This is a genomic window from Streptomyces sp. SD15, from assembly GCF_054462255.1.
Map to the genome: position 1 here is coordinate 159,286 of NZ_JBTLMO010000016.1, position 24,393 is coordinate 183,678.

22 protein-coding genes are annotated in these 24,393 nt (G+C 70.8%); 15 read left to right on the top strand and 7 right to left on the bottom strand.

The window, feature by feature from the left end:
* Nucleotides 1-162: 162 nt before the first annotated feature.
* Both ACX28W_RS18380 and ACX28W_RS18385 read right to left on the bottom strand, forming a co-directional pair.
* Entirely contained in the window at nucleotides 163-1,491 is a 1,329-nt protein-coding gene (locus ACX28W_RS18380) for a PH domain-containing protein (RefSeq protein ID WP_459000039.1), read from the bottom strand.
* Nucleotides 1,488-1,991 carry a PH domain-containing protein gene (locus tag ACX28W_RS18385; RefSeq protein WP_459000040.1) on the bottom strand — a complete coding sequence of 168 codons (504 nt, stop codon included), beginning with the start codon at nucleotides 1,989-1,991 and terminating at the stop codon, nucleotides 1,488-1,490. The genes ACX28W_RS18380 and ACX28W_RS18385 overlap by 4 nt, the downstream gene beginning before the upstream one ends.
* A 31-nt stretch (nucleotides 1,992-2,022) precedes the next feature.
* Between ACX28W_RS18385 and ACX28W_RS18390 the strand changes: the two genes are divergently transcribed.
* Nucleotides 2,023-3,174 (top strand): NADH-quinone oxidoreductase subunit D, encoded by a 1,152-nt coding sequence (locus tag ACX28W_RS18390; protein ID WP_362085625.1) that lies wholly within the window; start codon nucleotides 2,023-2,025, stop codon nucleotides 3,172-3,174.
* On the opposite strand, the gene ACX28W_RS18395 is transcribed toward ACX28W_RS18390, so the two are convergent.
* Nucleotides 3,139-4,179, bottom strand: coding sequence for an SAM-dependent methyltransferase (locus ACX28W_RS18395; protein WP_459000041.1), 1,041 nt, complete (start codon nucleotides 4,177-4,179; stop codon nucleotides 3,139-3,141). The genes ACX28W_RS18390 and ACX28W_RS18395 overlap by 36 nt on opposite strands.
* Nucleotides 4,180-4,403: 224 nt before the next feature.
* Between ACX28W_RS18395 and ACX28W_RS18400 the strand changes: the two genes are divergently transcribed.
* Nucleotides 4,404-5,609, top strand: a complete 1,206-nt coding sequence (locus ACX28W_RS18400; protein WP_459000042.1) for a sensor histidine kinase — start codon at nucleotides 4,404-4,406, stop codon at nucleotides 5,607-5,609.
* 63 nt (nucleotides 5,610-5,672) lie between these two features.
* Nucleotides 5,673-6,344, top strand: coding sequence for a response regulator transcription factor (locus ACX28W_RS18405; RefSeq protein ID WP_459000068.1), 672 nt, complete (start codon nucleotides 5,673-5,675; stop codon nucleotides 6,342-6,344).
* Between the two features lie 41 nt (nucleotides 6,345-6,385).
* Here the strand turns inward: ACX28W_RS18405 and ACX28W_RS18410 are convergent, their stop codons facing one another.
* Nucleotides 6,386-7,492, bottom strand: a complete 1,107-nt coding sequence (locus tag ACX28W_RS18410; RefSeq protein ID WP_459000043.1) for a DUF5937 family protein — start codon at nucleotides 7,490-7,492, stop codon at nucleotides 6,386-6,388.
* Between the two features lie 155 nt (nucleotides 7,493-7,647).
* On the opposite strand from ACX28W_RS18410, the gene ACX28W_RS18415 reads away from it, so the two are divergent.
* Nucleotides 7,648-7,863 carry a hypothetical protein gene (locus ACX28W_RS18415; protein ID WP_459000044.1) on the top strand — a complete coding sequence of 72 codons (216 nt, stop codon included), beginning with the start codon at nucleotides 7,648-7,650 and terminating at the stop codon, nucleotides 7,861-7,863.
* Nucleotides 7,864-7,882: 19 nt separating this feature from the next.
* Here the strand turns inward: ACX28W_RS18415 and ACX28W_RS18420 are convergent, their stop codons facing one another.
* Nucleotides 7,883-9,076, bottom strand: coding sequence for a threonine aldolase family protein (locus tag ACX28W_RS18420; RefSeq protein ID WP_459000045.1), 1,194 nt, complete (start codon nucleotides 9,074-9,076; stop codon nucleotides 7,883-7,885).
* Nucleotides 9,077-9,248: 172 nt separating this feature from the next.
* Between ACX28W_RS18420 and ACX28W_RS18425 the strand changes: the two genes are divergently transcribed.
* The 10 genes from ACX28W_RS18425 (at nucleotide 9,249) to ACX28W_RS18470 (ending at nucleotide 17,481) form a co-directional block, all read left to right on the top strand.
* The gene (locus ACX28W_RS18425) at nucleotides 9,249-10,181 is read left to right on the top strand and encodes a Rossmann-like and DUF2520 domain-containing protein (protein ID WP_459000046.1); all 933 of its coding nucleotides are present in this window, start codon (nucleotides 9,249-9,251) and stop codon (nucleotides 10,179-10,181) included.
* Complete coding sequence (gene panC / locus ACX28W_RS18430) at nucleotides 10,178-11,170, top strand: pantoate--beta-alanine ligase (RefSeq protein ID WP_459000047.1); 993 nt, start codon at nucleotides 10,178-10,180, stop codon at nucleotides 11,168-11,170. Before ACX28W_RS18425 ends, panC begins: the two co-directional genes overlap by 4 nt.
* Nucleotides 11,167-12,915, top strand: a complete 1,749-nt coding sequence (locus tag ACX28W_RS18435) for an L-aspartate oxidase (RefSeq protein WP_459000048.1) — start codon at nucleotides 11,167-11,169, stop codon at nucleotides 12,913-12,915. The genes panC and ACX28W_RS18435 overlap by 4 nt, the downstream gene beginning before the upstream one ends.
* Before the next feature lie 5 nt (nucleotides 12,916-12,920).
* Nucleotides 12,921-13,928 carry a carboxylating nicotinate-nucleotide diphosphorylase gene (nadC, locus tag ACX28W_RS18440; protein WP_459000049.1) on the top strand — a complete coding sequence of 336 codons (1,008 nt, stop codon included), beginning with the start codon at nucleotides 12,921-12,923 and terminating at the stop codon, nucleotides 13,926-13,928.
* A gap of 5 nt (nucleotides 13,929-13,933) precedes the next feature.
* The gene (locus tag ACX28W_RS18445; protein WP_459000050.1) at nucleotides 13,934-14,731 is read left to right on the top strand and encodes a type III pantothenate kinase; all 798 of its coding nucleotides are present in this window, start codon (nucleotides 13,934-13,936) and stop codon (nucleotides 14,729-14,731) included.
* Between the two features lie 300 nt (nucleotides 14,732-15,031).
* Nucleotides 15,032-15,622, top strand: coding sequence for a hypothetical protein (locus tag ACX28W_RS18450; protein ID WP_459000069.1), 591 nt, complete (start codon nucleotides 15,032-15,034; stop codon nucleotides 15,620-15,622).
* Nucleotides 15,623-15,635: 13 nt separating this feature from the next.
* Entirely contained in the window at nucleotides 15,636-15,815 is a 180-nt protein-coding gene (locus ACX28W_RS18455) for a hypothetical protein (protein WP_459000051.1), read from the top strand.
* Nucleotides 15,816-15,912: 97 nt separating this feature from the next.
* Nucleotides 15,913-16,362 carry a BlaI/MecI/CopY family transcriptional regulator gene (locus tag ACX28W_RS18460; protein WP_459000052.1) on the top strand — a complete coding sequence of 150 codons (450 nt, stop codon included), beginning with the start codon at nucleotides 15,913-15,915 and terminating at the stop codon, nucleotides 16,360-16,362.
* A gap of 9 nt (nucleotides 16,363-16,371) precedes the next feature.
* Entirely contained in the window at nucleotides 16,372-16,917 is a 546-nt protein-coding gene (locus ACX28W_RS18465; protein ID WP_459000053.1) for an amino-acid N-acetyltransferase, read from the top strand.
* Between the two features lie 228 nt (nucleotides 16,918-17,145).
* Nucleotides 17,146-17,481, top strand: coding sequence for a histone-like nucleoid-structuring protein Lsr2 (locus ACX28W_RS18470; RefSeq protein ID WP_362085583.1), 336 nt, complete (start codon nucleotides 17,146-17,148; stop codon nucleotides 17,479-17,481).
* Nucleotides 17,482-17,489: 8 nt separating this feature from the next.
* On the opposite strand, the gene ACX28W_RS18475 is transcribed toward ACX28W_RS18470, so the two are convergent.
* Nucleotides 17,490-18,098 carry an SCO3374 family protein gene (locus ACX28W_RS18475; protein WP_459000054.1) on the bottom strand — a complete coding sequence of 203 codons (609 nt, stop codon included), beginning with the start codon at nucleotides 18,096-18,098 and terminating at the stop codon, nucleotides 17,490-17,492.
* A gap of 428 nt (nucleotides 18,099-18,526) precedes the next feature.
* On the opposite strand from ACX28W_RS18475, the gene ACX28W_RS18480 reads away from it, so the two are divergent.
* The gene (locus ACX28W_RS18480) at nucleotides 18,527-21,052 is read left to right on the top strand and encodes an ATP-dependent Clp protease ATP-binding subunit (RefSeq protein ID WP_459000055.1); all 2,526 of its coding nucleotides are present in this window, start codon (nucleotides 18,527-18,529) and stop codon (nucleotides 21,050-21,052) included.
* A 77-nt stretch (nucleotides 21,053-21,129) separates the two neighbouring features.
* Here the strand turns inward: ACX28W_RS18480 and ACX28W_RS18485 are convergent, their stop codons facing one another.
* Entirely contained in the window at nucleotides 21,130-24,264 is a 3,135-nt protein-coding gene (locus ACX28W_RS18485) for an NACHT domain-containing protein (RefSeq protein ID WP_459000056.1), read from the bottom strand.
* Nucleotides 24,265-24,393 lie beyond the last annotated feature (129 nt).

Genomic DNA, 24,393 nt, shown 5'->3' on the forward strand with positions numbered 1-24,393 from the left:
CACGCCCGCCCCCAAGCTCTCGGCTTCGCTCGAGCGGGGGGACCCCCATCGCGTCGACGCCCTCCTCCGCCTTGCAGTTGGACGCACCAGGCCCCGCTCACCGGCGCTGATCAGGCTCCGTTGCTTTCCTGCGACCTGTTCCGCCGGACAGGCCCAAGTCCGTCACGCCATCCACCGATCCGGCAGCGCCTCCCGCCGCCCCGTCCGCGACCGGTCGGCCTGCGACTGAAGCAGTTCCGCCGCCTCCGAGGCATCCCGCAGCCGCGCCGTCACCGTCTTGTTCGCCCCCGTGTCCACATGGACGTCGGCGACCCGCCTGAGGCGTTTCCAGGGCCCTTGTGCCAGCCGTACGCTCTGGACCTTCGCGTGCGGCACGAGCGAGAGGCTGCGGCGCAGCAGCCCGTGCCGTGCCACGAAGACGGTGTCGGTGACGGCGAGCCCGTACCCCCGCCACCAGAACGGCACGCACCATCCCGCCCGGCGCGGCGGCCGCGACAGCGCGGCAGGCACCGTCGCTCCCGGCAGCACCCTTGTGATCACCGACTCGGCGACCGCGCGCGGAGCGACGGGCACGAGGACGGAGTTCGACGACCCCGCGACGTCCAGCTCGACCCGTACCCACCCGCGCCGCCGCCACAGCAGCGGCTCGACGATCCGTACGGTCTGCACGCGTCCGGGCGGCACCGTCTCGTGCGTACGGTCGAGGAGCCCGCGGTCGATGCGGAGTCCGTCCGGGGACTCGCCCACCGTCCAGTCGTACTCGCCGACGAACCGCCCCACGCTGCTCGCACCCGCCGCGCCGAGCAGCGGCAGCGCGGTCGCGAGAACCGTCCACACGCTGTGGGTGGCGAACCACAACACCGGGGGTACGACGAGCGCGGCGGCCAGGGAGCCCCAGGTGGCGCCGGTCAGCACCAGGGAGACGGCCAGCACGCCCGCCGGAACGTGCACCAGCTGTCGTACCGGCGCCTCGCCGACCTCGTGCGCCGTCTCGGGGGCGAAACCAGCGGCGCGGGCCAGGAGTTCGGCCCGCAGAACGCGTGCCTCGTCCTCGCCGAGGAAGGCGAGTTCGTCCTTCTTGTCCGTCCCGATGACGTCGAGTTTGAGTTTGGTGACGCCCGCGACGCGGGCCAGCAGCGGCTGGGTGACGTCGACGGCCTGGAGCCGGTCGAGCCGGATGTGCGCGGTGCGCCGGAACACCAGGCCGGTACGGATGCGCAGTTCGGTCTCGGTCACCGCGAAGTGCGTGAACCACCAGCTCAGAAAGCCGTAGAGGGCGGCCGCCGGGACGATCACGGCGAGCCCGACGAGCAGCGCGGTCGTGGTGAGTCTGGTCAGCTGCTCCTGCGCCTGGTTGGGGTCGTGCACGGCCCATCCGGCGACCACGGCGACGGGCGCCCAGGCGCGCCGGAACGGCGTCACGGGGTGCAGCCGCCGCTCGACCAGCGGCTTCGCCTCCGATACGGCGTCCTCGGCGCCCGGCGTCGTCACAGCCCCGCCGATCGGGCCTCGCCCAGCTCGGTCAGCCGGTCGCGCAGCCGCTCGGCCTCGGCCGGGTCCAGGCCCGGAATGCACGCGTCCGTCGCCGCGGCAGCCGTGTGCAGCTGCACGCTCGCGAGCCCGAAGTGCCGCTCGACGGGCCCGGAGGTCACCTCGACCAGCTGCATCCGTCCGTACGGCACCACGGTCTCCTCGCGGAACAGCACCCCCCGGCTGATCAGCAGGTCGTCCGCGCGCTCGGCGTACCGCCAGGAGAGCCAGTTGCGCCCCAGCATGTGCCAGCCCCACACCAGCAGGGCGAGCGGCAACAGCGCGAAGGCCGCCCAGACGACGCCCGCGAGCAGCCCCAGCAGCAGGCCCACGCCGATCGTCAGCAGTCCCAGCCACACCACCAGCAGCAGGCGGCGCATCCGCAGCAGCCCCGGAGGCAGCCCGGTCCAGACCGGCTCCGTCGCCGTATTGCCCGCGGTTTCCGTGCTCCCCGTCTCCATGCCGCAAGGGTACGTACGAGAGACTGTTCCCATGACTCCCACGACGGAGACCATGGTCGGTATCGGCGGCGCCGCGGAGAGCACCGACATGGTGCTCAACATCGGGCCCCAGCACCCGTCCACCCACGGTGTGCTGCGGTTGAAGCTGGTTCTGGACGGCGAGCGGATCCAGCACGCGGAGCCGGTCATCGGCTATATGCACCGCGGCGCGGAGAAGCTCTTCGAGGCGCGCGACTACCGCCAGATCGTCATGCTCGCCAACCGCCACGACTGGCTCTCCGCCTTCTCGAACGAGCTGGGCGTGGTCCTCGCCGTGGAGCGGATGCTCGGCATGGAGGTCCCCGAGCGCGCGGTGTGGATGCGCACACTGCTCGCGGAGCTCAACCGCGTCCTGAACCACCTGATGTTCCTGGGCTCCTACCCCCTGGAGCTGGGCGGGATCACCCCGATCTTCTACGCCTTCACGGAGCGCGAGGATCTTCAGCACGTCATGGAGGAGGTCTCCGGCGGGCGCATGCACTACATGTTCAACCGCGTCGGGGGCCTCAAGGAGGACCTTCCGGCCGGATGGACCACGCGCGCGCGTGGCGCCGTGACGTCGCTGCGCTCGCGGATGGGCGTGTACGACGACCTGGTGCTCGGGAACGAGATCTTCCGGGGGCGTACGCGGGGCGTGGGCGCCCTCGCGCCGGAGGCCGTGCACGCCTACGGGGTGAGCGGGCCGATCGCGCGCGCCTCCGGCGTCGATTTCGATCTGCGTCGCGACGAGCCGTACCTCGCCTACGGGCAGCTCCAGGACACCCTGAAGGTGGTCACGCGCCAGGAGGGCGACTGTCTGGCCCGCTTCGAGTGCCTCCTGGAGCAGACGCACAACGCGCTCGACCTCGCGGACGCCTGCCTCGACCGGCTTGCCGAGCTGCCGCCGGGGCCGATCAACCAGCGGCTGCCCAAGGTTCTGAAGGCGCCCGAGGGCCACACGTACGCCTGGACCGAGAACCCTCTCGGCATCAACGGCTACTACCTGGTCAGCAAGGGCGAGAAGACCCCGTACCGGCTGAAGCTGCGCTCGGCCTCGTTCAACAACATCCAGGCGCTGGTCGAGTTGCTGCCGGGCACGCTGGTCGCGGACATGGTGGCGATTTTGGGGTCACTGTTCTTCGTGGTCGGGGACATCGACAAGTAGGTCGCCAAGCAGCCCCCCAAGGGGAGCGTCCGGAATTCCCACCGGCTGCAGCAGCCAGCCGAAGTCGCCCAGGCCGCCGGGTGCGGTGAGTTCCGCCGCCGCGCCGGCGCCCGCGAGGGCGCGTATGTACGCGGTGGGGTCCGTGGAGGCGAGCGTGAGTGCCGGTCGTGCGCCGCTCACGCCCAGGGCGCGCAGCGCGGTCCGCTGGGTCAGTACGCGCCCCCCGGGCAGCGTGCACGCGTCGAGCGCCACGTGCGCCGTGATGTCGCACGACCCGTCCGGTACGGGCACCGTCTCCCGGCCCGCGCGGAATCCGGTGAGCGTCCCGAAGGGCGGCCGCGTGGCGGCGAGGTGCGCGTAGTCGACGGCGACGGCGAGACCGCGGTCGAGGGTGGCGACGGCATCGGCCCAGGCGGTGTCCCTGGGGCGCCCGATTTCGGCGCGGTCCCCCTCGGAGGAGAGCGGCCACCACCTCCGCAGCCACTCCGCGTCCGCCTCCCCGACGGGTTCCCCGAGGCGTTCGGCCCCGTCGTCACCTCGTACCAGAACCAGCCTCGGTACGCCCCCGGCGTCCGCCTCGGCGACGTCCACCGGCACGTTGTCCAGCCACTCGTTGGCGAACAGCAGCCCGGTGACGCCCTTCGGGGGCTCGGCGAGCCACTCGATCCGGTGATCGAGGCCGGCGGGGCGGTCGGCGCGTTCGACGGCGTACCCGCGCGCGCGGGCGGCCACTTCGGCGGGGAGCGCGGCGAGGACGGCGGTCACCAGCTCGCCGCGGCCCGCCGCCATGTCGACGAAGGTGAGCGGGCCGGGGCGGCCGAGGGCCTCGTCGAGCCGGCACAGCAGCCGGGCCACGGCCCCGGCGAACAGCGGGGACGCGTGCACCGAGGTGCGGAAGTGGCCCGAGGGGCCCTCGGGCCTGCGGTAGAACCCATGGGGCCCGTACAGCGCCTCCTCCGTCGCCTCGCGCCAACCCCGCCACTCGCCCGCCGCCGCACGTGTCACCGGGCCAGGCTAGGGCCTGTCCGGCGGATCAGGTCGGAGGGAAGCAGCGGCGCCCTGTCAGCGCAGATCGGCGTGCCAGACCCCGCGTCTCCGGCATGATCCGCCGGACAGGCCCTAAGCGTCGCGAATGGGGGGAGCCTCCACCTTGGGGAGTACGAGCGCCCCTCGCGGATCGGTCCTCCGGTTGACCCCTACACGCAGCGCGCTTCCCTACTCTGGGTTACGTGCAGCGCCTTTATGACTTCCTCCGCAGGTACCCGACGTGGGTCGACGCCTTCTGGGCCGCCGTCCTGCTCGGGATCACCGGCGTGAGCCTCACGACTGTCGGCGATGCCCGGGACCGCCACGGGCCGCTCGCCGCGGCGCTCCCGATCGCCGTCGTGTTGTGTCTGGTCGTCGCGCTGCGCCGCCGCGTGCCCGAGAAGATGTTGATCCTGGCGATCGCGGCAGGCGTCGTCCAGTTGGTCCTCGACGTCCAGGTGGTGCCCGCCGACTTCGCGATGCTGGTGATCATCTACACCGTCGCCGCGGACGGCGCCCGCTGGGCCTCCCGGCTCGCGCTGACCGGCGGCCTGTGCGCGGCGACCGTCTCGCAGATCCGCTGGCCACAGGAGGGCACGAGCGGGGCGGGCATCGTCCTGATAACGGTCTTCCAGACGGTCCCGTTCGCGCTCGCCTGGGTCCTCGGGGACTCGATCCGCACCCGCCGCGCCTACCTCGCCCAGCTCGAGGAGCGCGCCGCCCGGCTGGAGAAGGAGCGCGAGGCGCAGTCCAAGGTCGCCGTCGCCGCAGAGCGCGCCCGGATCGCCCGCGAGCTGCACGACGTGGTCGCCCACAACGTCTCGGTGATGGTGGTGCAGGCCGACGGCGCCGCCTACGTCATGGACACCGCTCCCGACCAGGCCAGGAAGGCACTGGAGACCATCTCCGGAACGGGCCGGCAGGCCCTCGCCGAGATGCGCCGCCTGCTCGGCGTGCTGCGCACCGGTGAGCACCAGGAGGGCGGCGAATACGTGCCGCAGCCGGACGTCGAACAGCTCGACGACCTCATCGAGCAGTGCCGCACCTCGGGCCTCCCCGTCGACTTCAAGGTCGAGGGCACCCCGCGCCCCCTCCCCAGCGGGGTGGAACTCACGGCGTACCGCATCGTGCAGGAGGCGCTCACCAACACGCGCAAGCACGGCGGTCCGAACGCGGGCGCGAGCGTGCGCCTGGTCTACTTCGACGACGGCCTCGGGCTGCTTGTCGAGGACGACGGCAAGGGCGCACCCCACGAGCTGTACGAGGAGGGGGGCGCCGACGGCCAGGGCCACGGCCTGATCGGGATGCGGGAACGCGTCGGGATGGTCGGCGGCACCCTGGACGCGGGACCGCGGCCCGGTGGAGGCTTCCGCATCAGCGCGCTGCTGCCGCTCAAAGCCGCCCACTGACACCTGTAACGAACCCTTTTGATTGTTTACTCTCGACTTTTGACAGAGATGGAAGAGGCCCCGATGGCGATCCGAGTCATGCTCGTCGACGATCAGGTGCTGCTGCGCACCGGCTTCGGGATGGTGCTCGCCGCTCAGCCGGACATGGAGGTCGTGGCGGAGGCGGGCGACGGCGTCGAGGCCCTCCAGGTACTGCGGTCCACGGCGGTCGACGTGGTGCTGATGGACGTACGCATGCCGAAGCTGGACGGGGTCGAGACGACCCGTCGCATCTGCTCCGATCCCAACCCGCCGAAGGTGCTGATCCTGACCACCTTCGACCTGGACGAGTACGCCTTCTCCGGGCTGAAGGCGGGCGCCTCCGGCTTCATGCTCAAGGACGTGCCGCCCGGCGAGCTGCTCGCCGCCATCCGCTCCGTGCACAGCGGCGACGCGGTGGTCGCGCCCTCCACCACCCGGCGCCTGCTCGACCGCTTCGCGCCGATGCTGCCCAGCACCGGCAAGGAGCCCCGGCACAAGGGGCTGGAGCGGCTCACCGACCGGGAGGGGGAGGTCATGGTGCTGGTCGCGCAGGGCCTGTCGAACGGGGAGATCGCGGCGCGCCTCGTGCTGTCCGAGGCGACCGTGAAGACGCATGTGGGGCGCATCCTGACGAAGCTGGGGCTGCGGGACCGGGTGCAGGTGGTCGTCCTCGCGTACGAGACGGGGCTCGTACGGGCGGGCGGGCACGGCTGACGGTGTGACCCGGGCGGGGCGGCACCGGTGGCCACTCGGGCTCAGCGCAGCAGGCCCTCCAGGAAGTCGCTGCCCAGCCGGGCGACCACGGTGACGTCCAGCTGGTGCAGCACATACCGCCCGCGTCGACGCGTCGTGATCAGGCCCGCCTTCTTCAGCACGCTCAGATGCCGGGATATCTCGGGCGCCGTCATCCCGTGCACCTGTGCCAGCTCGCCCGTGGTGTACGCGCTGCGGGCCAGATGGCGGCAGATCCGCATGCGGACCGGGTGGGACAGCGCGGTCATCCGCAGGGTCAGCTGCTCGACGGAGGGCGGGGCGGCGAGCTCGGGCGAGCTGATGGGGTAGTGCAGCACCGGCTGCCACTGATACCGGTGCAGCACCATGAGATGCGGTCGGCCGAGGCTGGTGGGCACCAGCAGCAGGCCGCCGTCCGCGGTGACCGTGCGGCCCTCGGCCAGCTTGTCGATGGTGAGCCGCCCGGCCGTCTCGTCCAGCGCCACCGCGGGGGACACCGAGGCCAGCGCCTCGGCCAGGCCCTTGTGCCGGAGCAGGTCCGTCTTGTGGCGGGCGTCCGCCGCGAGCTGGTGGCGCAGCCGCGACCAGGCCTCGGCGAAGAAGGCCTCGTCGCAGTCCTCCAGGAACTGTCGCAGCCAGGCCCGCACGCTCGGCGGATCGTCCAGCAGCCGCCGGGTGAACCGCGTCTGCTGCGGACCGCGCGAGGCGGCCAGGTCCACGGCACGCCGACGCACATCCGGGTCGGAGAGCGCGTCAGGGCCCTGCGAGTCGTACGCCAGCGCGCACGTGAACTCCAGGGCCGCGTCCACGAACTGCTGGTCCGTCAGCTTGTCCAGCAGATCCAGGTCCTCGGCGAGGGTCGTGCCTGGGAGCGTGGTCCCGCCGGGGATGCCCGCGAACGGCAGGAACAGGTCCGAGAACGTCGTCCGCCACAGGAAGTCGGCCTCGCACATCCGGTCGGCGAGATGCGGGTCAAGGCGGGCGGTCACGGCGGTCGCCCAGCCCTGCAGACCGGGGTGGTGCCCCGGCTCGGACAGCGCGTGCAGCGCCATACCGAGCTCGGCGAGCGGGGACGGCACGAAGGAGACCCGCTCCTGCCGCAGCCCGGTGACATCGATGCGCACGCTCATGACCTCATGGTGCACCCCGCCACTGACAACGCCGCCGCCGATTGACGCCGGTCGTCAATCGAGACGACAGACGCCCCTGAGCAGGCGCAACCTGGAACCACCGGGGCACCGCGGGCCTTCCGGATCCCATTCCTCGTCCCGAGAGGCGATCCGCCATGAGCATCACCCAGCAGTACCTCCTCGACACCTACCGGGCCCAGCAGCACGGCGAGAGCGCCCCTCCCGCGCCCGGACGGCACGACTGGCAGGTCGCCCGTGAACTGTGCGAATACCGGCGGTTCCGGGCGGTCCTGGAGGGACTCCCGGCCCACGGGCGGATACGGGAGGCCCTGGGCCGGTGGCTGCACGGGCGGCGGCCCGCCGGCTGCTGACCTTCGTCCGGAGCGGCCGTCAGCGAGACAGCCGCTCCACGAAGCCCACGAAGTCCGCGGCGGCCGCCCTGACGTCGTCCGCCGTCCACTCCAGACCGGCCCCCGCCACCGTGACCTCGGTGAACGCCAGCCCCGGACCACCACGGACCCAACGCTGCGGGAAGAGACCGGTCTTCGTCTCCTCGGTGTGCAGCATCGCCGCGTCCGTGAGGACATCGGCGTCGTACGGCAGCCAGACCTGGAACTGGTGGGTGTGCGGTTCCTCGGGGTGGACGCGCGCCCACGGGACCCCGGTCTGCGCGAACCCCTCGCGCAGGGCGGCGGCGACCACGCGCGCGTGGGCCACGTATTCCGGCAGCCGGGGCAGGTCCCGCTCCAGGCCGATGAGCGCCGCGAGCGCCGTCGGGAACTGCTGGAGGATCATGCCGCCGTACCGGTGCCGCCAGGTCTTCGCCTCGTCGATCAGCGTCCTCGGGCCCGCGATCGCCGCCCCGCCGAACCCGCCGAGCGACTTGTAGAACGATACGTAGACGCTGTCCGCGAGGCCCGCGATCTCGTCCAGGGGCCGGCCGAAGTGCGGGGTGCACTCCCACAGCCGCGCTCCGTCGAAGTGGACCACCGCGTCACGTTCCCGGGCGGCCTCCACGACCTCGCAGAGCTCCTCCCAGGAGGGCAGTACGAAACCGGCGTCCCTGAGCGGCAGTTCCAGCAGCAGCGCCCCGAACGGCTCCTCGAACTCCCGTATCTCGGCGGCGGTCGGCAGCCGCGGCTCGCCCGTCACCCGGACCGGGCGCAGGCCGCTGACCTGGCTGAACGCATGCCGCTCGTACGTCTCCGGGTGGCCGAGGGCATGCATCGCGACGGTCGCGTTGCCGGTGCGGCCCGCCCAGCAGCGCAGGGCGACCTGCTGGGCCATGGTGCCGGTGGGGAAGAAAGCGGCGGCCTCCTTGCCGAGCAGGCCCGCGACCCGCTCCTCCAAGGTCTCGACGACCCGGTCGCCATACATGTCGACCGGCTGGTCGAGGTCGTACACGCCCTCCGCCCCGTCGTTCAGCCAGGCCAGCCGCTCGCGGACCGTCTGCTGGTAGCCGGGCCGCCACAGCACCCGCTGCGCCGCCCGCAAGGCGGCACCCCGCCGCTCCCGCTTCTCCTCGGCCGTCCCTTCCACGTTCCGCTCCGCCGTCTCTTCCGCTTCTTCCGCCGCCTCGCTCATCCCTGGATGATGTCGCGGGCCGCGTCGCCGCGGCACCCTGATTTCCCCACCCGGGCGACCTGCGGAAACCCACATCCTGTGGACAACGAAAACGCCCCTCGAACCAATCGCGTTAACATGACGAGAAATCGTCCGGTACCCCGAGCGGACTGGAACGGAAGGCCGCCGTCGAGTGAGTACATTCCCCCAGCCAGACCCCAAGGACCGCCCCGCGCGGCTCACCGTCGGCGTCGTCGGCGCCGGCCGCGTGGGCCCCGCCCTCGCCGCGGCCCTCCAACTCGCCGGGCACCGCCCGGTGGCCGTCTCCGGGGTCTCCGACGCCTCCAGGCGCCGCGCCACGCTGCTGCTGCCCGACGTGCCGCTGGTGTCCCCGGCACAGGTCCTGGAGCGCGCCGACCTGGTGCTGCTGACCGTTCCGGACGACGCCCTGCCGGGGCTCGTCGAGGGGCTCGCCGAGACGGGAGCCGTCCGGCCCGGCCAACTGCTCGTGCACACCTCCGGGCGGTACGGCGCACGCGTGCTCGAGCCCGCGCTCAGGGCGGGCGCCCTGCCGCTCGCGCTGCACCCCGCCATGACGTTCACCGGCACCCCCGTGGACGTACAGCGGCTCGCCGGATGCTCCTTCGGGGTCACCGCGCCCGAGGAGCTGCGTCTCGCCGCCGAGGCCCTGGTGATCGAGATGGGCGGCGAACCGGAGTGGATCGCCGAGGAGTCCCGCCCGCTCTACCACGCGGCGCTCGCGCTGGGCGCGAACCACCTGGTGACGCTGGTCGCCGAATCCATGGACCTGCTGCGTTCCGCGGGCGTCGAGGCCCCCGACCGGATGCTCGGCCCCCTGCTGGGCGCCGCCCTCGACAACGCCCTCAGGTCGGGCGACGCGGCCCTCACCGGGCCCGTCGCGCGCGGGGACGCGGGCACGGTCGCCGCGCATGTCGCCGAGCTGCGCAAGCATGCCCCGCAGACCGTCGCCGGCTATCTCGCGATGGCCCGCGCGACCGCCGACCGCGCCCTCGCCCACGGACTGCTGAAACCGGAACTCGCCGAGGACCTCCTCGGGGTACTCGCCGACGGCGCCACCCTGCCCGACGACGGGAGCGATCGATGACCACCACCCTCCTGCGCACCGCCGACGAACTGCACGCGCGCGTGCGGCGCGGCCGCCGGGCCGTCGTGATGACCATGGGCGCCCTGCACGAGGGCCACGCCACGCTGATCCGCGCCGCCCGCGAGATCGCGGGCCCCGAGGGCGAAGTGGTCGTCACCGTCTTCGTGAACCCGTTGCAGTTCGGCGCGGGTGAAGACCTCGACCGCTACCCGCGCACCCTCGACGCCGACCTCAAGATCGCCGAAGCGGCGGGCGCGGACGCCGTGTTCGCCCCCGCCGTGGACGAGGTCTACCCCGGCGGCGAGCCCCAGGTCCGCATCAGCGCCGGCCCCATGGGCGAGCGCCTGGAGGGAGCCGTGCGCCCCGGCCACTTCGACGGCATGCTCACCGTCGTCGGCAAGCTGCTGCACCTCACCCGGCCCGACGTGGCGCTGTACGGGCAGAAGGACGCTCAGCAGCTGGCCCTGATCCGCCGCATGGCGCGCGATCTGAACTTCGGCGTGGAGATCGTCGGCGTCCCCACGGTGCGCGAGGAGGACGGGCTCGCCCTCTCCAGCCGCAACCGCTACCTCTCGACCGGGGAGCGACGCACCGCGCTCGCCCTCTCGCAGGCCCTGTTCGCCGGCCGCGACCGGCACGCCGCCCAGGAGGCGCTGCGCGCGCGTGCCCGTGAGGTGCCCGCCACACACGCGCGTGCCGAGGCGCTCAGCGCGATCGGCGAGTCCCGCGCGGCGGCCGACGCGCACGCCGTCGCGAAGGCCGTCCCCGGCAGCCCCTCGGCCGTCCGCGCGGCCGCCCGCCTCGTCCTGGACGAGGCCGCCCGCCTCCGGCCGCCGCTGGTCCTGGACTACCTGGCGCTCGTCGATCCCACCGACTTCACCGAGATCGCGGACGACTTCACCGGCGAGGCGGTCCTCGCCGTCGCCGCCCGGGTCGGGACGACCCGGCTGATCGACAACATCCCCCTCACCTTCGGAGCCGCCTCGTGACCGGCAAAGGCACAGGTACGCATACCACCACCGGTACGGGCATACGGCTGCACGCGCCCGCCCCCGGATGGGCCCTCACCGCGGACGTCGTGGTCGTCGGCTCCGGCGTCGCGGGCCTGACCGCGGCACTGCGCTGCGAGGCCGCGGGCCTGCGCACCGTCGTCGTCACCAAGGGCCGCCTCGACGACGGCTCCACGCGCTGGGCCCAGGGCGGCATCGCCGCGGCCCTCGGCGAGGGCGACACCCCCGAGCAGCACCTCGACGACACCCTGGTGGCGGGCGCGGGCCTGTGCGACGAGGAGGCCGTACGCATCCTCGTCACGGAGGGCCCCGACGCCGTACGCCGTCTCATCGCGACCGGCGCCCACTTCGACGAGTCCGCCGAGGGCGCCCTGGAACTGACCCGCGAGGGCGGCCACCACCGTCGGCGCATCGCGCACGCGGGCGGCGATGCGACCGGCGCCGAGATCTCCCGGGCGCTCGTCGAGGCGGTACGCGCGCGTGGCCTGCGTACGGTCGAGAACGCGCTCGTCCTGGACCTCCTCACGGACGCCGACGGCCGCACCGCGGGTGTGACCCTGCACGTCATGGGAGAGGGCCAGCACGACGGCGTGGGAGCCGTGCACGCCCCCACCGTGGTCCTCGCGACCGGCGGCATGGGCCAGGTCTTCTCGGCCACCACCAACCCGTCGGTCTCCACGGGGGACGGCGTGGCGCTCGCCCTGCGCGCCGGGGCCGAGATCTCCGACCTCGAATTCGTCCAGTTCCACCCGACCGTGCTGTTCCTCGGCCCGGACGCGGAAGGCCAGCAGCCCCTGGTCTCCGAGGCGGTACGCGGCGAGGGCGCCCACCTGGTCGACGCGGACGGCGTGCGCTTCATGGCCGGGCAGCACGAGCTGGCCGAGCTGGCACCCCGGGACATCGTCGCCAAGGGCATCATGCGGCGCATGCAGGAGCAGGACGCCGAGCACATGTTCCTCGACGCCCGGCACTTCGGCGCCGACATGTGGGAGCACCGCTTCCCGACCATCCTCGCCGCCTGCCGCGCCCACGGCATCGACCCGGTGACCGAACCCGTCCCGGTCGCCCCGGCCGCCCACTACGCCTCCGGAGGCGTCCGCACGGACGCCCGGGGCCGCACCACGGTGCCGGGCCTGTACGCCTGCGGCGAGGTCGCCTGCACCGGTGTCCACGGCGCCAACAGGCTCGCCTCCAACTCCCTCCTGGAGGGCCTGGTCTACGCCGAGCGCATCGCCGCCGACATCGTGGAGAGCCGATCCGAAAACGGACTCCACGCGCGCGTGCCGCAGCCGGTCCCGCACCCCGAGACGCCCGCGCACCCGCTGCTCGCCCCCGAGGACCGGTTCACGATCCAGCGGATCATGACGGACGGGGCGGGCGTACTGAGGTCGGCCCAGTCCCTTGCGACGGCGGCCGACCGCCTCCAGCGGCTGCACGCGGACGCACGCGACGCCCTCGACGAGAACGGCAAGACGTCCGAGCCCGGCGTCGACACCTGGGAGGCCACCAACCTCCTGTGCGTGGCGCGAGTCCTGGTCGCCGCCGCCCGCCTGCGCGAGGAGACCCGCGGCTGCCACTGGCGCGAGGACCACGCCGGCCGCGACGACACCGACTGGCGCCGCCACATCGTCGTACGACTGAATCCGGACCGCACGCTCGCCGTACACACCACCGATACCGCAGACTTCCCCCCGACCCTCCCGCAGCGCCTTCAGGAGCAGTGACAGCAGTGAGCACCCCCGACCTTCCCCTCGCCCAGAGCGGCGGCTGCGGCGACGGCTGCGGCTGCGGCGCCGAATCGGACGAGACGTACATGGAGTGCGGCCTCGACCCGGCACTCGCCCAGCTCCTCGCCGACGCCGGGCTCGACCCGCTGGAGGTCGAGGACATCGCGAACGTCGCCATCCAGGAGGACCTCGACAACGGGGTGGACGTGACGACCGTCGCGACCATCCCCGAGGACGCCGTCTCCACCGCCGACTTCATCGCCCGCGACGCGGGCGTGATCGCGGGCCTGAGGGTGGCCGAGGCGATCGTCTCCGTGGTCTGCACCGACGAGTTCGAGGTCGAGCGGCACGTCGAGGACGGCGACCGGGTCGAGGCGGGCCAGAAGATCCTCAGTGTCACCACCCGCACCCGTGACCTCCTCACGGCCGAGCGCAGCGCGCTGAACCTCCTGTGCCGCCTGTCCGGCATCGCGACCGCCACGCGCGCGTGGGCGGACGCCCTGGAGGGCACGAAGGCCCGCGTGCGCGACACCCGCAAGACGACGCCCGGTCTGCGCGCCCTGGAGAAGTTCGCCGTGCGCATGGGCGGCGGCGTCAACCACCGCATGTCGCTCTCGGACGCGGCACTGGTCAAGGACAACCACGTGGTCGCCGCGGGCGGCGTGGCGCAGGCCTTCAAGGCCGTCCGCGAGGCCTTCCCGGAGGTGCCGATCGAGGTCGAGGTAGACACCCTGCACCAGCTGCGCGAGGTCGTGGACGCGGGCGCCGACCTCATCCTGCTGGACAACTTCACGCCCGTGGAGTGCGAGGAGGCCGTGGCCCTCGTCGCCGGCCGCGCGCTCCTGGAGGCGTCGGGCCGCCTCACCCTGGGCAACGCCGAGGAGTACGCCAGGACGGGCGTCGACTTCCTGGCGGTGGGCGCCCTCACGCACTCCTCGCCGATCCTGGACATCGGCCTCGACCTGCGCGAGGCGTCGACGGACGAGGCATCGACGGACGAGACGGAGTAGGGCGGATGCTGCTCACCATCGACGTCGGCAACACCCACACCGTCCTCGGTCTCTTCGACGGCGAGGAGATCGTCGAGCACTGGCGTATTTCCACGGACGCCCGCCGCACGGCCGACGAGCTCGCCGTGCTCCTCCAGGGCCTGATGGGCATGCACCCGCTGCTCGGTGAGGAGCTGGGCGACGGCATCGACGGCATCGCGATCTGCGCCACCGTCCCGTCCGTGCTGCACGAACTGCGCGAGGTGACCCGCCGCTACTACGGAGACGTTCCCTCCGTCCTCGTCGAGCCCGGCGTCAAGACCGGCGTGCCGATCCTCACCGACAACCCCAAGGAGGTCGGCGCGGACCGCATCATCAACTCGGTCGCCGCCGTGGAGCTCTACGGGGGGCCGGCGATCGTCGTCGACTTCGGTACGGCGACGACGTTCGACGCGGTCAGCGCGCGGGGTGAGTACATCGGCGGTGTCATCGCTCCCGGCATCGAGATCTCCGTCGACGCGCTCGGCGTCAAGGGTGCGCAGCTGCGCAAGATCGAGGTGGCCCGGCCGCGTTCCGTCATCGGCAAGAACACCGTCGAGGCGATGCAGTCCGGCATCATCTACGGCTTCGCGGGGCAGGTCGACGGTGTCGTGAACCGGATGGCCCGTGAGCTCGCAGACGATCCGGACAATGTCACCGTCATCGCCACGGGTGGGCTCGCGCCGATGGTTCTCGGAGAGTCCTCCGTCATCGACGAACACGAGCCGTGGCTGACATTGATCGGCCTGCGCCTGGTATACGAGCGCAACGTGTCCCGCACCTGAGGGTTCTCGCCCCCGCCGCCCCTACCCGTCCCATCCGTACCTGGGGGCTGCCGCCCCCAGCCCCCCGCTTCGGCCTGGACGGCCTCGTCCTCAAACGCCGGACGGGCTGGGATACCTGGCGGGGGTTTGGGGGCGGAGCCCCCAGGAACGGGATGGGACGGGCAGGGGCGGCGGGGGCGAGACAACCCACTCCGAGTCCGCGGTGACACCCCGGAGGGACACGCCTCGTCGATATGCAAATTTTGTCTGATTAGCGCGTATCGTCGCCGCATGCCCACGCCCTACGGATCCCGCGGCGGCATGGCGTTCGGTGCGCAGGAGCTGCGTGTGCTCCGTCGCGCTCTCGCCCTCGCCCTGCACCCCACCCCCGCCTCGGCCGAAGACGTCCAGGACTGTCTCCGTCTCGCCGCGTCCGTCGACGAAGCCGCCCGCGAGGGGGCCAGGCTCCGGGCCTTCCTGCTGGCCGACCTCGCCCGCTACCGGGCCGCGCTGCCCGGCACAGCCGCCGGCTACCTCGTACTCCTGGAGGAAGTGCTCGGCTCCGGCTACCGGCCGCACCCGGACGACCTCGCCGCGCTCCGCGCCCTGCGCGGGAATCCCACCGCCGCGGCCCTGCTGGACCGCTGTGGCGCCCTCGCCGAGCAGGACGTCCGCGCCCGCCTCGCCCCCAGGGTCCCGCCGTCCCGTACCCGTCTGACGGCTCTGCCCGGAGGCCTGGCCGCGGCCTCCGGCGAGCCTGCCGCGAAGCCGCAGCCCGAGCCGCAGCCGCATCCCCCTGTCAAGAGCCCGCGCCCGGACCGTCCCATCCCCACGCCGGGCGAGGTCTTCCCGCCGAAGCGCAAGCCCGCGCCACCACCGGCGAACCCCCCTCAGCAGCTCGCGGCGGGCTAGCTACTCTGGAGGCATGGACTATGTCTCCGCGCTGGTGCCCCCCGTAGTGATGGCCGTCTTCTTCATCGGGTTGATCATGACGATCGTGAAGACCCAGGGCGGGGCCAACAAGTCCAAGGAGGACGCGGTCGTCGACGCCGCCCTCGCGCGCGCGGAGGCCGCTCGGCAGACCTCCCGGGACACCGAGGCCTGACCCCGGCCGCCCACCTGACGCTCATCGGCGTACGACTCATACGTTTTTCGAGTCGTACGCCCTTTTTGTTGCCGATCTCCCACTATTATTCTGAGTTGTGCCTCGCCCATTGGGAGAACTCGAAGACGCGGTCATGACGCGGGTGTGGAAGTGGAACCGCCCGGTGACCGTTCGAGAAGTCCTGGAAGACCTTCAGCAGGAACGGTCCATCGCCTACACCACGGTGATGACCGTTTTGGACAATCTCCATCAGAAGGGCTGGGTGCGCCGTGAGGCGGAAGGCCGGGCCTATCGATATGAGGCGGTCTCCACTCGTGCCGCCTACGCGGCCGCTCTGATGAACGAGGCGTGGTCGCAGAGCGACAACCCTGCCGCCGCTCTCGTCGCCTTCTTCGGCATGATGAGCGAGGAACAGCGGCTCGCGCTGCGCGACGCCATGCGCATCGTGCAAGGGCCCCGCGACACCGAAACACGTGTAACCCCGGAGGGCCCCGGGGAGAACCCGGGCGAGAACCCCGCCGCGGACCAGGGCGACACCGGGCGATAGCGTCCGCTCATGCCAGCAGAGCATCCAGCATCGCGTCCCGATGGCACCGTAAAAGCCATCACCGTACGGCGGGCCAGGACGAGCGATGTCCCGTCGGTGCGCCGCCTCCTTGACGCGAACGTCCGACGCCGCATCCTGCTCGACAAAGCGACGGTGACGCTTTACGAGGACATCCAGGAGTTCTGGGTCGCGGAGCGGGACGACAACGCCGAGGTCGTCGGCTGCGGTGCGCTGCACGTGATGTGGGAAGACCTCGCGGAAGTCCGCACTCTCGCGGTGAACCCCGCGGTCAAGGGCGCCGGCGTCGGTCATCAGTTGCTGGAGAAGTTGCTGCAGACCGCCCGCTGGCTCGGCGTTCGCCGGGTTTTCTGTCTGACCTTCGAAGTGGACTTCTTCGCGAAGCACGGCTTCGTGGAGATCGGCGAGACGCCCGTTGACACCGATGTCTACGCTGAGCTGCTGCGTTCCTATGACGAGGGTGTGGCAGAGTTCCTCGGTCTCGAACGAGTGAAACCGAACACCTTGGGCAACAGCCGGATGCTTCTGCATCTGTGATCGCCGGGCGACTATTCCGCCGGACCGCCATGCCGGCGTTCCCTATGTCCGAAACGCGTACGTTTCCGGTCTTCCACTGACCTCTGAGTCTCCACCAGGGGTTTGTGTTTTTCCAGCAAAAGCGGTTTGCTTTCCGACGTACTGCAGTACTGCATATAACAGGGGACGTGAAACGGCGGCAGACGCCGCAGACCCTCGGCCCTCAAGTTATCGATGAAAGGAAATCCGGTGGCACAGAAGGTTCAGGTCCTTCTTGTCGACGACCTCGACGGTGGCGAGGCCGACGAGACCGTGACGTTCGCGCTCGACGGCAAGACGTACGAAATCGATCTCACGACTGCCAATGCGGACAAGCTCCGTGGCCTTCTCGACGCCTACGTCAAGGGCGGTCGTCGCACCGGAGGTCGTGCTTCGGGGGGCCGTGGAAAGGCGCGCGTCGCTTCCGGCGGCAGCCAGGACACCGCGCAGATCCGCGCGTGGGCGAAGGAGAACGGTTTCGAGGTCAACGACCGTGGCCGAGTTCCCGCGACCATTCGCGCGGCCTACGAGAAGGCCAACGGCTGAGGCGAGGCCTACGGTCGGCCCCACGCCCGCGAAGAGGGCGAGGGCTGAGCGCATGCGCGCCGCAGCCGGACCCGGTGGCATTGCGTCGCCATCGTGTCCACGAGTCGTACGAGGTCGGGGGCGCCCCCACCGCCCCCAAGGGCCGACAGAGTCGGCAGCGACGATTCCACCTCGCACCCCGGCTCGGGGGGCCGCAGCCAGACGGCGGCCCCCTGCGCACCGGCTCCGCCGAACCCGTCCGCGGCGAGCGGCCCCTCCGGCACTCCCGGCGGCAGCGGAGCCTCGATGCTCCCGCCCGCGCCGATCGCCCTGAGATCCAGCGTGAGAGCGCCCCACTCCAGCCAGTCGAGCAGCCCTGGCAGTTCGTCGGCGCTCCCCGCGGCCACCCACAGCCGCATCCGCTCCCCGTGCAGGGCCACTGGAGAACCGGGCGCCAGATGCCGAAGTGCGGCGAACGCCGCCTCCGCCGGAGCGTCAAGCACGTCGAAGCGCAGCCCTGTGACCAGCCGTAACGGCGACCCGGGCACTGTCACCCAGCCGAGTTCGTTCTCGTACCACTGCCGCATCCGATCGCTCGAGTCGACCGGACGGCGCGGGAGGGGGACCGTGGGAACCATGACAGGAGAAACAGCAGGAAGGCCCCAGAGTTACGCTGGGTGTTTCTGTGTGTGCACACAGTGCCGAAAACGAAAGCGTGCGGGGTGTTCGGCGGCGCAAGGATGTTCGCCCATAGCGGAGGGAACCGGTGCACGCCGCATGGAGTGTCAGTGCGTACGGGTAAGACATCCCTAGTGGGAGGGGCGACACGCATGGCTCGGGCATCTCGCGTTCGCCATCGGCGTACAGCCGGTGAGGGTATCTGCCTGGCCTGCGGGAACATCGTCTCGCACCATCAGGTTGGAGCATATGTCGGCGTTCGGGGTCAGGAGGCCAAGGACGGTGTCGGCAGTTGGAATGAGCGGTCCCCGCTTGCGGGACTAAGCTGCGGAAGGACAGCGAGGGGAGCGTCCCCTCACTGCCTGACCGCTCTGAGGAGCGATTAACGATGTTCGAGAGGTTCACCGACCGCGCGCGGCGGGTTGTCGTCCTGGCTCAGGAAGAAGCCCGGATGCTCAACCACAACTACATCGGCACCGAGCACATCCTCCTGGGCCTGATCCACGAGGGTGAGGGTGTCGCCGCTAAGGCCCTGGAGAGCCTCGGGATTTCGCTCGAGGCGGTCCGCCAGCAGGTGGAGGAGATCATCGGCCAGGGCCAGCAGGCCCCGTCCGGGCACATCCCCTTCACCCCCCGTGCCAAGAAGGTCCTGGAGCTGTCGCTCCGCGAGGCCCTTCAGCTGGGCCACAACTACATCGGCACGGAGCACATCCTGCTCGGCCTGATCCGTGAGGGCGAGGGCGTCGCCGCCCAGGTCCTGGTCAAGCTGGGCGCCGATCTCAACCGGGTGCGGCAGCAGGTCATCCAGCTGCTCTCCGGTTACCAGGGCAAGGAGACCGCCACCGCCGGCGGTCCTGCCGAGGGCACCCCCTCCACGTCCCTGGTGCTCGACCAGTTCGGCCGGAATCTCACCCAGGCCGCTCGTGAGTCCAAGCTCGACCCGGTCATCGGGCGCGAGAAGGAGATCGAGCGGGTCATGCAGGTGCTGTCCCGCCGTACCAAGAACAACCCGGTCCTCATCGGCGAGCCCGGCGTCGGCAAGACCGCCGTCGTCGAGGGCCTGGCGCAGGCCATCGTCAAGGGCGAGGTGCCCGAGACCCTCAAGGACAAGCACCTCTACACCCTCGACCTGGGCGCGCTGGTCGCCGGTTCCCGCTACCGCGGTGACTTCGAGGAGCGCCTGAAGAAGGTCCTCAAGGAGATCCGCACCCGCGGCGACATCATCCTGTTCATCGACGAGCTGCACACGCTGGTCGGTGCGGGTGCCGCCGAGGGCGCCATCGACGCGGCTTCGATCCTGAAGCCGATGCTGGCCCGCGGTGAGCTCCAGACCATCGGTGCCACGACTCTGGACGAGTACCGCAAGCACCTCGAGAAGGACGCGGCCCTCGAGCGCCGCTTCCAGCCGATCCAGGTGGCGGAGCCTTCCCTCCCCCACACGATCGAGATCCTCAAGGGCCTGCGCGACCGTTACGAGGCACACCACCGCGTCTCCATCACGGACGAGGCTCTGGTCCAGGCCGCGACGCTCGCGGACCGCTACATCTCGGACCGGTTCCTCCCCGACAAGGCGATCGACCTGATCGACGAGGCGGGCTCCCGGATGCGCATCCGCCGGATGACCGCGCCGCCGGACCTCCGCGAGTTCGACGAGAAGATCGCGGGCGTGCGCCGCGACAAGGAGTCGGCCATCGACTCCCAGGACTTCGAGAAGGCGGCCTCTCTCCGCGACAAGGAGAAGCAGCTGCTGGCGGCGAAGGCCAAGCGGGAGAAGGAGTGGAAGGCCGGCGACATGGACGTCGTCGCCGAGGTCGACGGCGAGCTGATCGCCGAGGTCCTCGCCACGGCCACCGGCATCCCGGTCTTCAAGCTCACGGAAGAGGAGTCGAGTCGGCTCCTGCGCATGGAGGACGAGCTCCACAAGCGGGTCATCGGCCAGAAGGACGCCATCAAGGCGCTCTCGCAGGCGATCCGTCGTACGCGAGCGGGTCTGAAGGACCCGAAGCGTCCCGGTGGTTCGTTCATCTTCGCGGGCCCGTCGGGTGTCGGTAAGACCGAGCTGTCGAAGACCCTCGCCGAGTTCCTCTTCGGTGACGAGGACGCGCTGATCGCCCTCGACATGTCGGAGTTCAGCGAGAAGCACACGGTGTCGCGTCTCTTCGGTTCGCCCCCCGGCTACGTGGGGTACGAAGAGGGCGGCCAGCTGACCGAGAAGGTGCGGCGCAAGCCGTTCTCGGTGGTCCTCTTCGACGAGGTCGAGAAGGCCCACCCGGACATCTTCAACTCGCTGCTGCAGATCCTGGAAGACGGTCGCCTGACCGACTCCCAGGGCCGGGTCGTGGACTTCAAGAACACGGTCATCATCATGACGACCAACCTCGGCACCCGGGACATCTCCAAGGGCTTCAACCTCGGCTTCGCCGCCGCGGGTGACGTCAAGACCAACTACGAGCGCATGAAGACCAAGGTCAACGACGAGCTGAAGCAGCACTTCCGCCCGGAGTTCCTGAACCGTGTCGACGACACGGTGGTCTTCCACCAGCTCACCGAGGAAGACATCATCCAGATCGTCGACCTCATGATCGCCAAGGTGGACGAGCGGCTGAAGGACCGGGACATGGGCATCGAGCTCAGCCCGTCCGCCAAGTCGCTCCTCGCGAAGAAGGGTTACGACCCCGTCATGGGCGCCCGGCCGCTGCGCCGGACCATCCAGCGCGAGGTCGAGGACATCCTCTCCGAGAAGATCCTCTTCGGCGAGCTGCGTCCCGGCCACATCGTGGTCGTCGACACGGAGGGCGAGGGCGAGGCGAAGAAGTTCACCTTCCGAGGTGAGGAGAAGTCCGCGCTTCCCGACGTCCCGCCGATCGAGCAGGCCGCGGGTGGAGCAGGGCCCAACCTGAGCAAGGAGGCGTAACCTCCGGGTTCGCTGAACAAAGGGGCTGCCCCGGGACTTCGGTCCCGGGGCAGCCCCTTTTTGCCGCTCTTCAAGGCTCACACCACGCTGTCGGTCCTCTCGATGACGGGAGCGTCCGGGAGGAACGCCAGCAGATGCTCCGGTACGGCGGTCACCTCGGGGACGAGTTGGATGGTGACGGTACGCAGGCCGGGAAAGAGAACCGGGACTTTCGAGAGATCCTCGTTTCCTGTGAACCTGTTGAGCTCCAGCCGTGTGACGTTCGGCAGTACCGGACCCTCGCTCCATCCGACGGCATTCCAGTTGACCCGCAGTACTTCGAGAGCGGGAAGGCGGACGATCTCCTCGAAGTCCTCGGGCGTCAGCTTTTCCGGGAGCGCGGCGAGACTCAGCTGCTTCAGCGTGTGCATATGGCGCAGTCCGCGCAATCCGGTGAACCGGAGAGCGTTCCTGGTGAACCGCAGATACGTCAGCGGCAGATCCCGGGGGAGAGCGGCGTCGACGGAGTCGCCGCGCAGCGGAATGCCGATGTCGAGCATCCGCAAGGTGCTCGAGGCCGAGAGCGGCGCCAAGAAACCCGGCTTCTCGAGTCCGGGCACGGCATAGAGCGAAAGCGATGTCAGGGGCAGCTCGGCGAGCGGCGTGAGGTCGTCGACGTACGGGCTGACGCCGCTGATATAGAGCGATCTGATGTGTCGTTGGTCCGGCAGAAAGCGCAGATCACGCAGGACGAGATTGTTGCGGATGATGAGTTTGCGCAACTGGTCGGGCAGGAGGCCGTCGCGGATGTCGGGGGAGTCGATGTCTCCGACGAGCTGGAGCATGGGACGGCCGCCGAGGTCGCGCAGGGCGCGCAGCTGGTCGGCTGACTGTGCGATGAAATAGAGGCCGTCCGGCTGCAGATGGGCGACGACTTCGGCCGCGTACCGTGCCGTGTCGAACCGGTGTGCGGTCCAGGCGAGTTGCGCGCGCACAGGCAACGACGGATGCGACCGGAAGCGGGACAGGACCGGGAGGGCCGCGTGCGTGCCGATGAGTGACGCCGTGATGACCACAGCCCTGGCTTCGGCGGCCGTCAGCCCCTCCGGCCCGGGCAGCAGCTCCAGTACGAGCGGGCCCGCGTGGGCGAGGGTGCGGGCCTCCTCCGTCGTACGGGGTGGGATGAGTGAGGCGGCGTTCCGCTCCACGGCGGCCCGGACGTGGGGATCGAGTTCCGTGGCGTGTTCCAGGGAGGCCAGGGCGAGGAGCCGTACCCGCGTACTGGCCGTGCCGGACAGCTCCTCGGCCGACCGGGTCAAGTCGCCCAGGAACGTGGCCCGTTCCCGGGGGCGGGCATGGGCGACGGCCATGCGGATCACGTCCGACCACTGATAGTCGAAGGCGTTGCGCACCAGGAGCCCGAAGTCCCCGTCCTCCACCGCCGCCCGCGCACCCAGGTAGTCCTGGAAGGTGCGGTGGACGAATTCGACGGTGCCGAGGGTGGGCTCGCGGAGCAGGCCGCTGCGTACGAGGAGGTGGCGGAGGATCTCCGGGGCGTCGCCCTGCGTGGCGGCGGACGGCAGGGACGGCAGCACGTCGGCGACGATGCGCTCGGCGCGGTCGCGGTCCATCTCGGACTGGTTGTTGCGGATGAGCCAGTAGGCGAGCCGCTGGAGGAGCTGGATCTGCGGGAGTTCGGTGAGGTGGATGCCGCCGGGGCTCTGGTGCTGGAACATGTCGCGCTCCTCGTCACGGCGCGACAGCAGCATCGACAGGGCGGCGTCGTACAACTCCTGGCGCCCGTGCGGAAGGTAGCCCCGCCGGTCGCGGTGCAGTGCGCAGATCAGGCCGCACATCAGCGGGTTGGTGGCGAGCCGGCCGAGGTCGGGCTTGGTCCCCACGGCGTCGAGGAGGGAGCGTTCGTAGCCGTCGAGACGGTCGGTGTCCGTGGCGTCGAGCCGGGCCGCCGTGTGCCAGCGGCGGATGAACGCGGTCACGTCGTCGCGGCTCATGGGGGTGAGGGCGAGTTCGGTGAAACCGTCGGAGGCGAGCCAGTTCTCGCGGACGGCTGACGGGCGGGACGTCACCAGCCACTGGTTGCCGGGATAGACGTCCAGCAGTTCGCGCAGCCAGCGGCGGGTCCGCTCGCGGTCCCGCTCGGGGATCTCGTCGATGCCGTCGACGAGCAGCAGACCGCGTCCCGCGCCGAGGACACGGTCGCTCCAGCCGTCCGGCTGGGTGGCGTGGAAGGGGACGCGGACGGCGGAGAGGAAAGCGTCGGGTGCCGGGAGTCCGTCGGCGCGGCGGACGAGGGTGCGCAGGGGCAGCACGAACGGGATCCGGTCGCCCCGCTCGCCCCGGGACGCCGTCACGGCCAGCCACTGCACGAGCGTGGTCTTGCCGGAGCCGGCCACTCCACGCAGCAGCACCAAGTCCTGTTCGGCCAAGGCCTGGTCGGCGCGGAGCGCGCTGGCGGTGGTCGCGATGTGCGTCCCGTTCGGGCCGGTGGCCTCCGCGTCCTCCTCGGGGCGCAGAGCCTGGAGGCTGAGGTAGGCGGCGTCGAGCGGCCAGCGTTCGGGGGAGTTGACGAGGTCGATGCCGTAGATGGTGAGGCGGCTGTGCTTGGTGGCGACGTACGCGAGATACCGCTGCTCGAACGCGGGGTCCGTGCCCGCTGACATCGGTGTCCGCGCGATCAGCTCGTCGACCTTGGCGATGAGCTCACTCTGCCTCCTGCTCTGCTCCACCAGCGTGCGGGCCACAAAGGACGAGCGCTGGGTGAAGAAGTGCAGGATGTGCAGGCAGGCCGTGCCGAGGATCCGTTCGTAACAGAGGGTCGCGTCGAAGGAGAGGTCCCGCTCGGGGTTGCCGCTCGCGGCGCGCAGATACCGGGCGAGCGCCTCGTGACCGAGTTCCACGGCCTGTACGTCGGTCATGGCAAGGTCGCCCAAGGCGTGCAGGGTGTCGGCGAGGGCGTACACGACGGCCTGCTCCTCGTCGGCGGCCAGGGGGCGCTCCCCGGTCCGCAGGGCCCGCGCGATCAACTCGGCGGCGAGCTTGGTCAGTTCCTTCTCTCCCAGGGTCCGCTTCTCGCCCTTGAAGGAGACGAACCCCGATATCCGCACCGGCTTCTCGACCAGCCCGGCGCCCGGGCCGTCCGCCACGAAGAGCTTTTTGATGAGCGGCGTGACCACACTCGACGCCAACTTGGCACCTATGGCTGCTGGTTCCATGTCGCTCCCCCGGACGGCACGGTGATGGATCGATCGATCCGGTCAGCCTAGGTGTTCTGTCTCGGGAGGTTGTGGACGGGTGAGCCAGGTCTCGGCTGAGGGATCTTGAACAGGTGAGGGCCTTCCGGT

Coding starts and splice junctions, on each gene's coding strand:
- ACX28W_RS18385 (WP_459000040.1), bottom strand. CDS start 1,991: ATGGAGACGGGGAGCACGGAAACCGCGGGCAATACGGCGACGGAGCCG.
- ACX28W_RS18390 (WP_362085625.1), top strand. CDS start 2,023: ATGACTCCCACGACGGAGACCATGGTCGGTATCGGCGGCGCCGCGGAG.
- ACX28W_RS18405 (WP_459000068.1), top strand. CDS start 5,673: ATGGCGATCCGAGTCATGCTCGTCGACGATCAGGTGCTGCTGCGCACC.
- ACX28W_RS18410 (WP_459000043.1), bottom strand. CDS start 7,492: ATGAGCGTGCGCATCGATGTCACCGGGCTGCGGCAGGAGCGGGTCTCC.
- ACX28W_RS18415 (WP_459000044.1), top strand. CDS start 7,648: ATGAGCATCACCCAGCAGTACCTCCTCGACACCTACCGGGCCCAGCAG.
- ACX28W_RS18420 (WP_459000045.1), bottom strand. CDS start 9,076: ATGAGCGAGGCGGCGGAAGAAGCGGAAGAGACGGCGGAGCGGAACGTG.
- panC (WP_459000047.1), top strand. CDS start 10,178: ATGACCACCACCCTCCTGCGCACCGCCGACGAACTGCACGCGCGCGTG.
- ACX28W_RS18445 (WP_459000050.1), top strand. CDS start 13,934: ATGCTGCTCACCATCGACGTCGGCAACACCCACACCGTCCTCGGTCTC.
- ACX28W_RS18450 (WP_459000069.1), top strand. CDS start 15,032: ATGGCGTTCGGTGCGCAGGAGCTGCGTGTGCTCCGTCGCGCTCTCGCC.
- ACX28W_RS18455 (WP_459000051.1), top strand. CDS start 15,636: ATGGACTATGTCTCCGCGCTGGTGCCCCCCGTAGTGATGGCCGTCTTC.
- ACX28W_RS18465 (WP_459000053.1), top strand. CDS start 16,372: ATGCCAGCAGAGCATCCAGCATCGCGTCCCGATGGCACCGTAAAAGCC.
- ACX28W_RS18475 (WP_459000054.1), bottom strand. CDS start 18,098: ATGGTTCCCACGGTCCCCCTCCCGCGCCGTCCGGTCGACTCGAGCGAT.
- ACX28W_RS18480 (WP_459000055.1), top strand. CDS start 18,527: ATGTTCGAGAGGTTCACCGACCGCGCGCGGCGGGTTGTCGTCCTGGCT.
- ACX28W_RS18485 (WP_459000056.1), bottom strand. CDS start 24,264: ATGGAACCAGCAGCCATAGGTGCCAAGTTGGCGTCGAGTGTGGTCACG.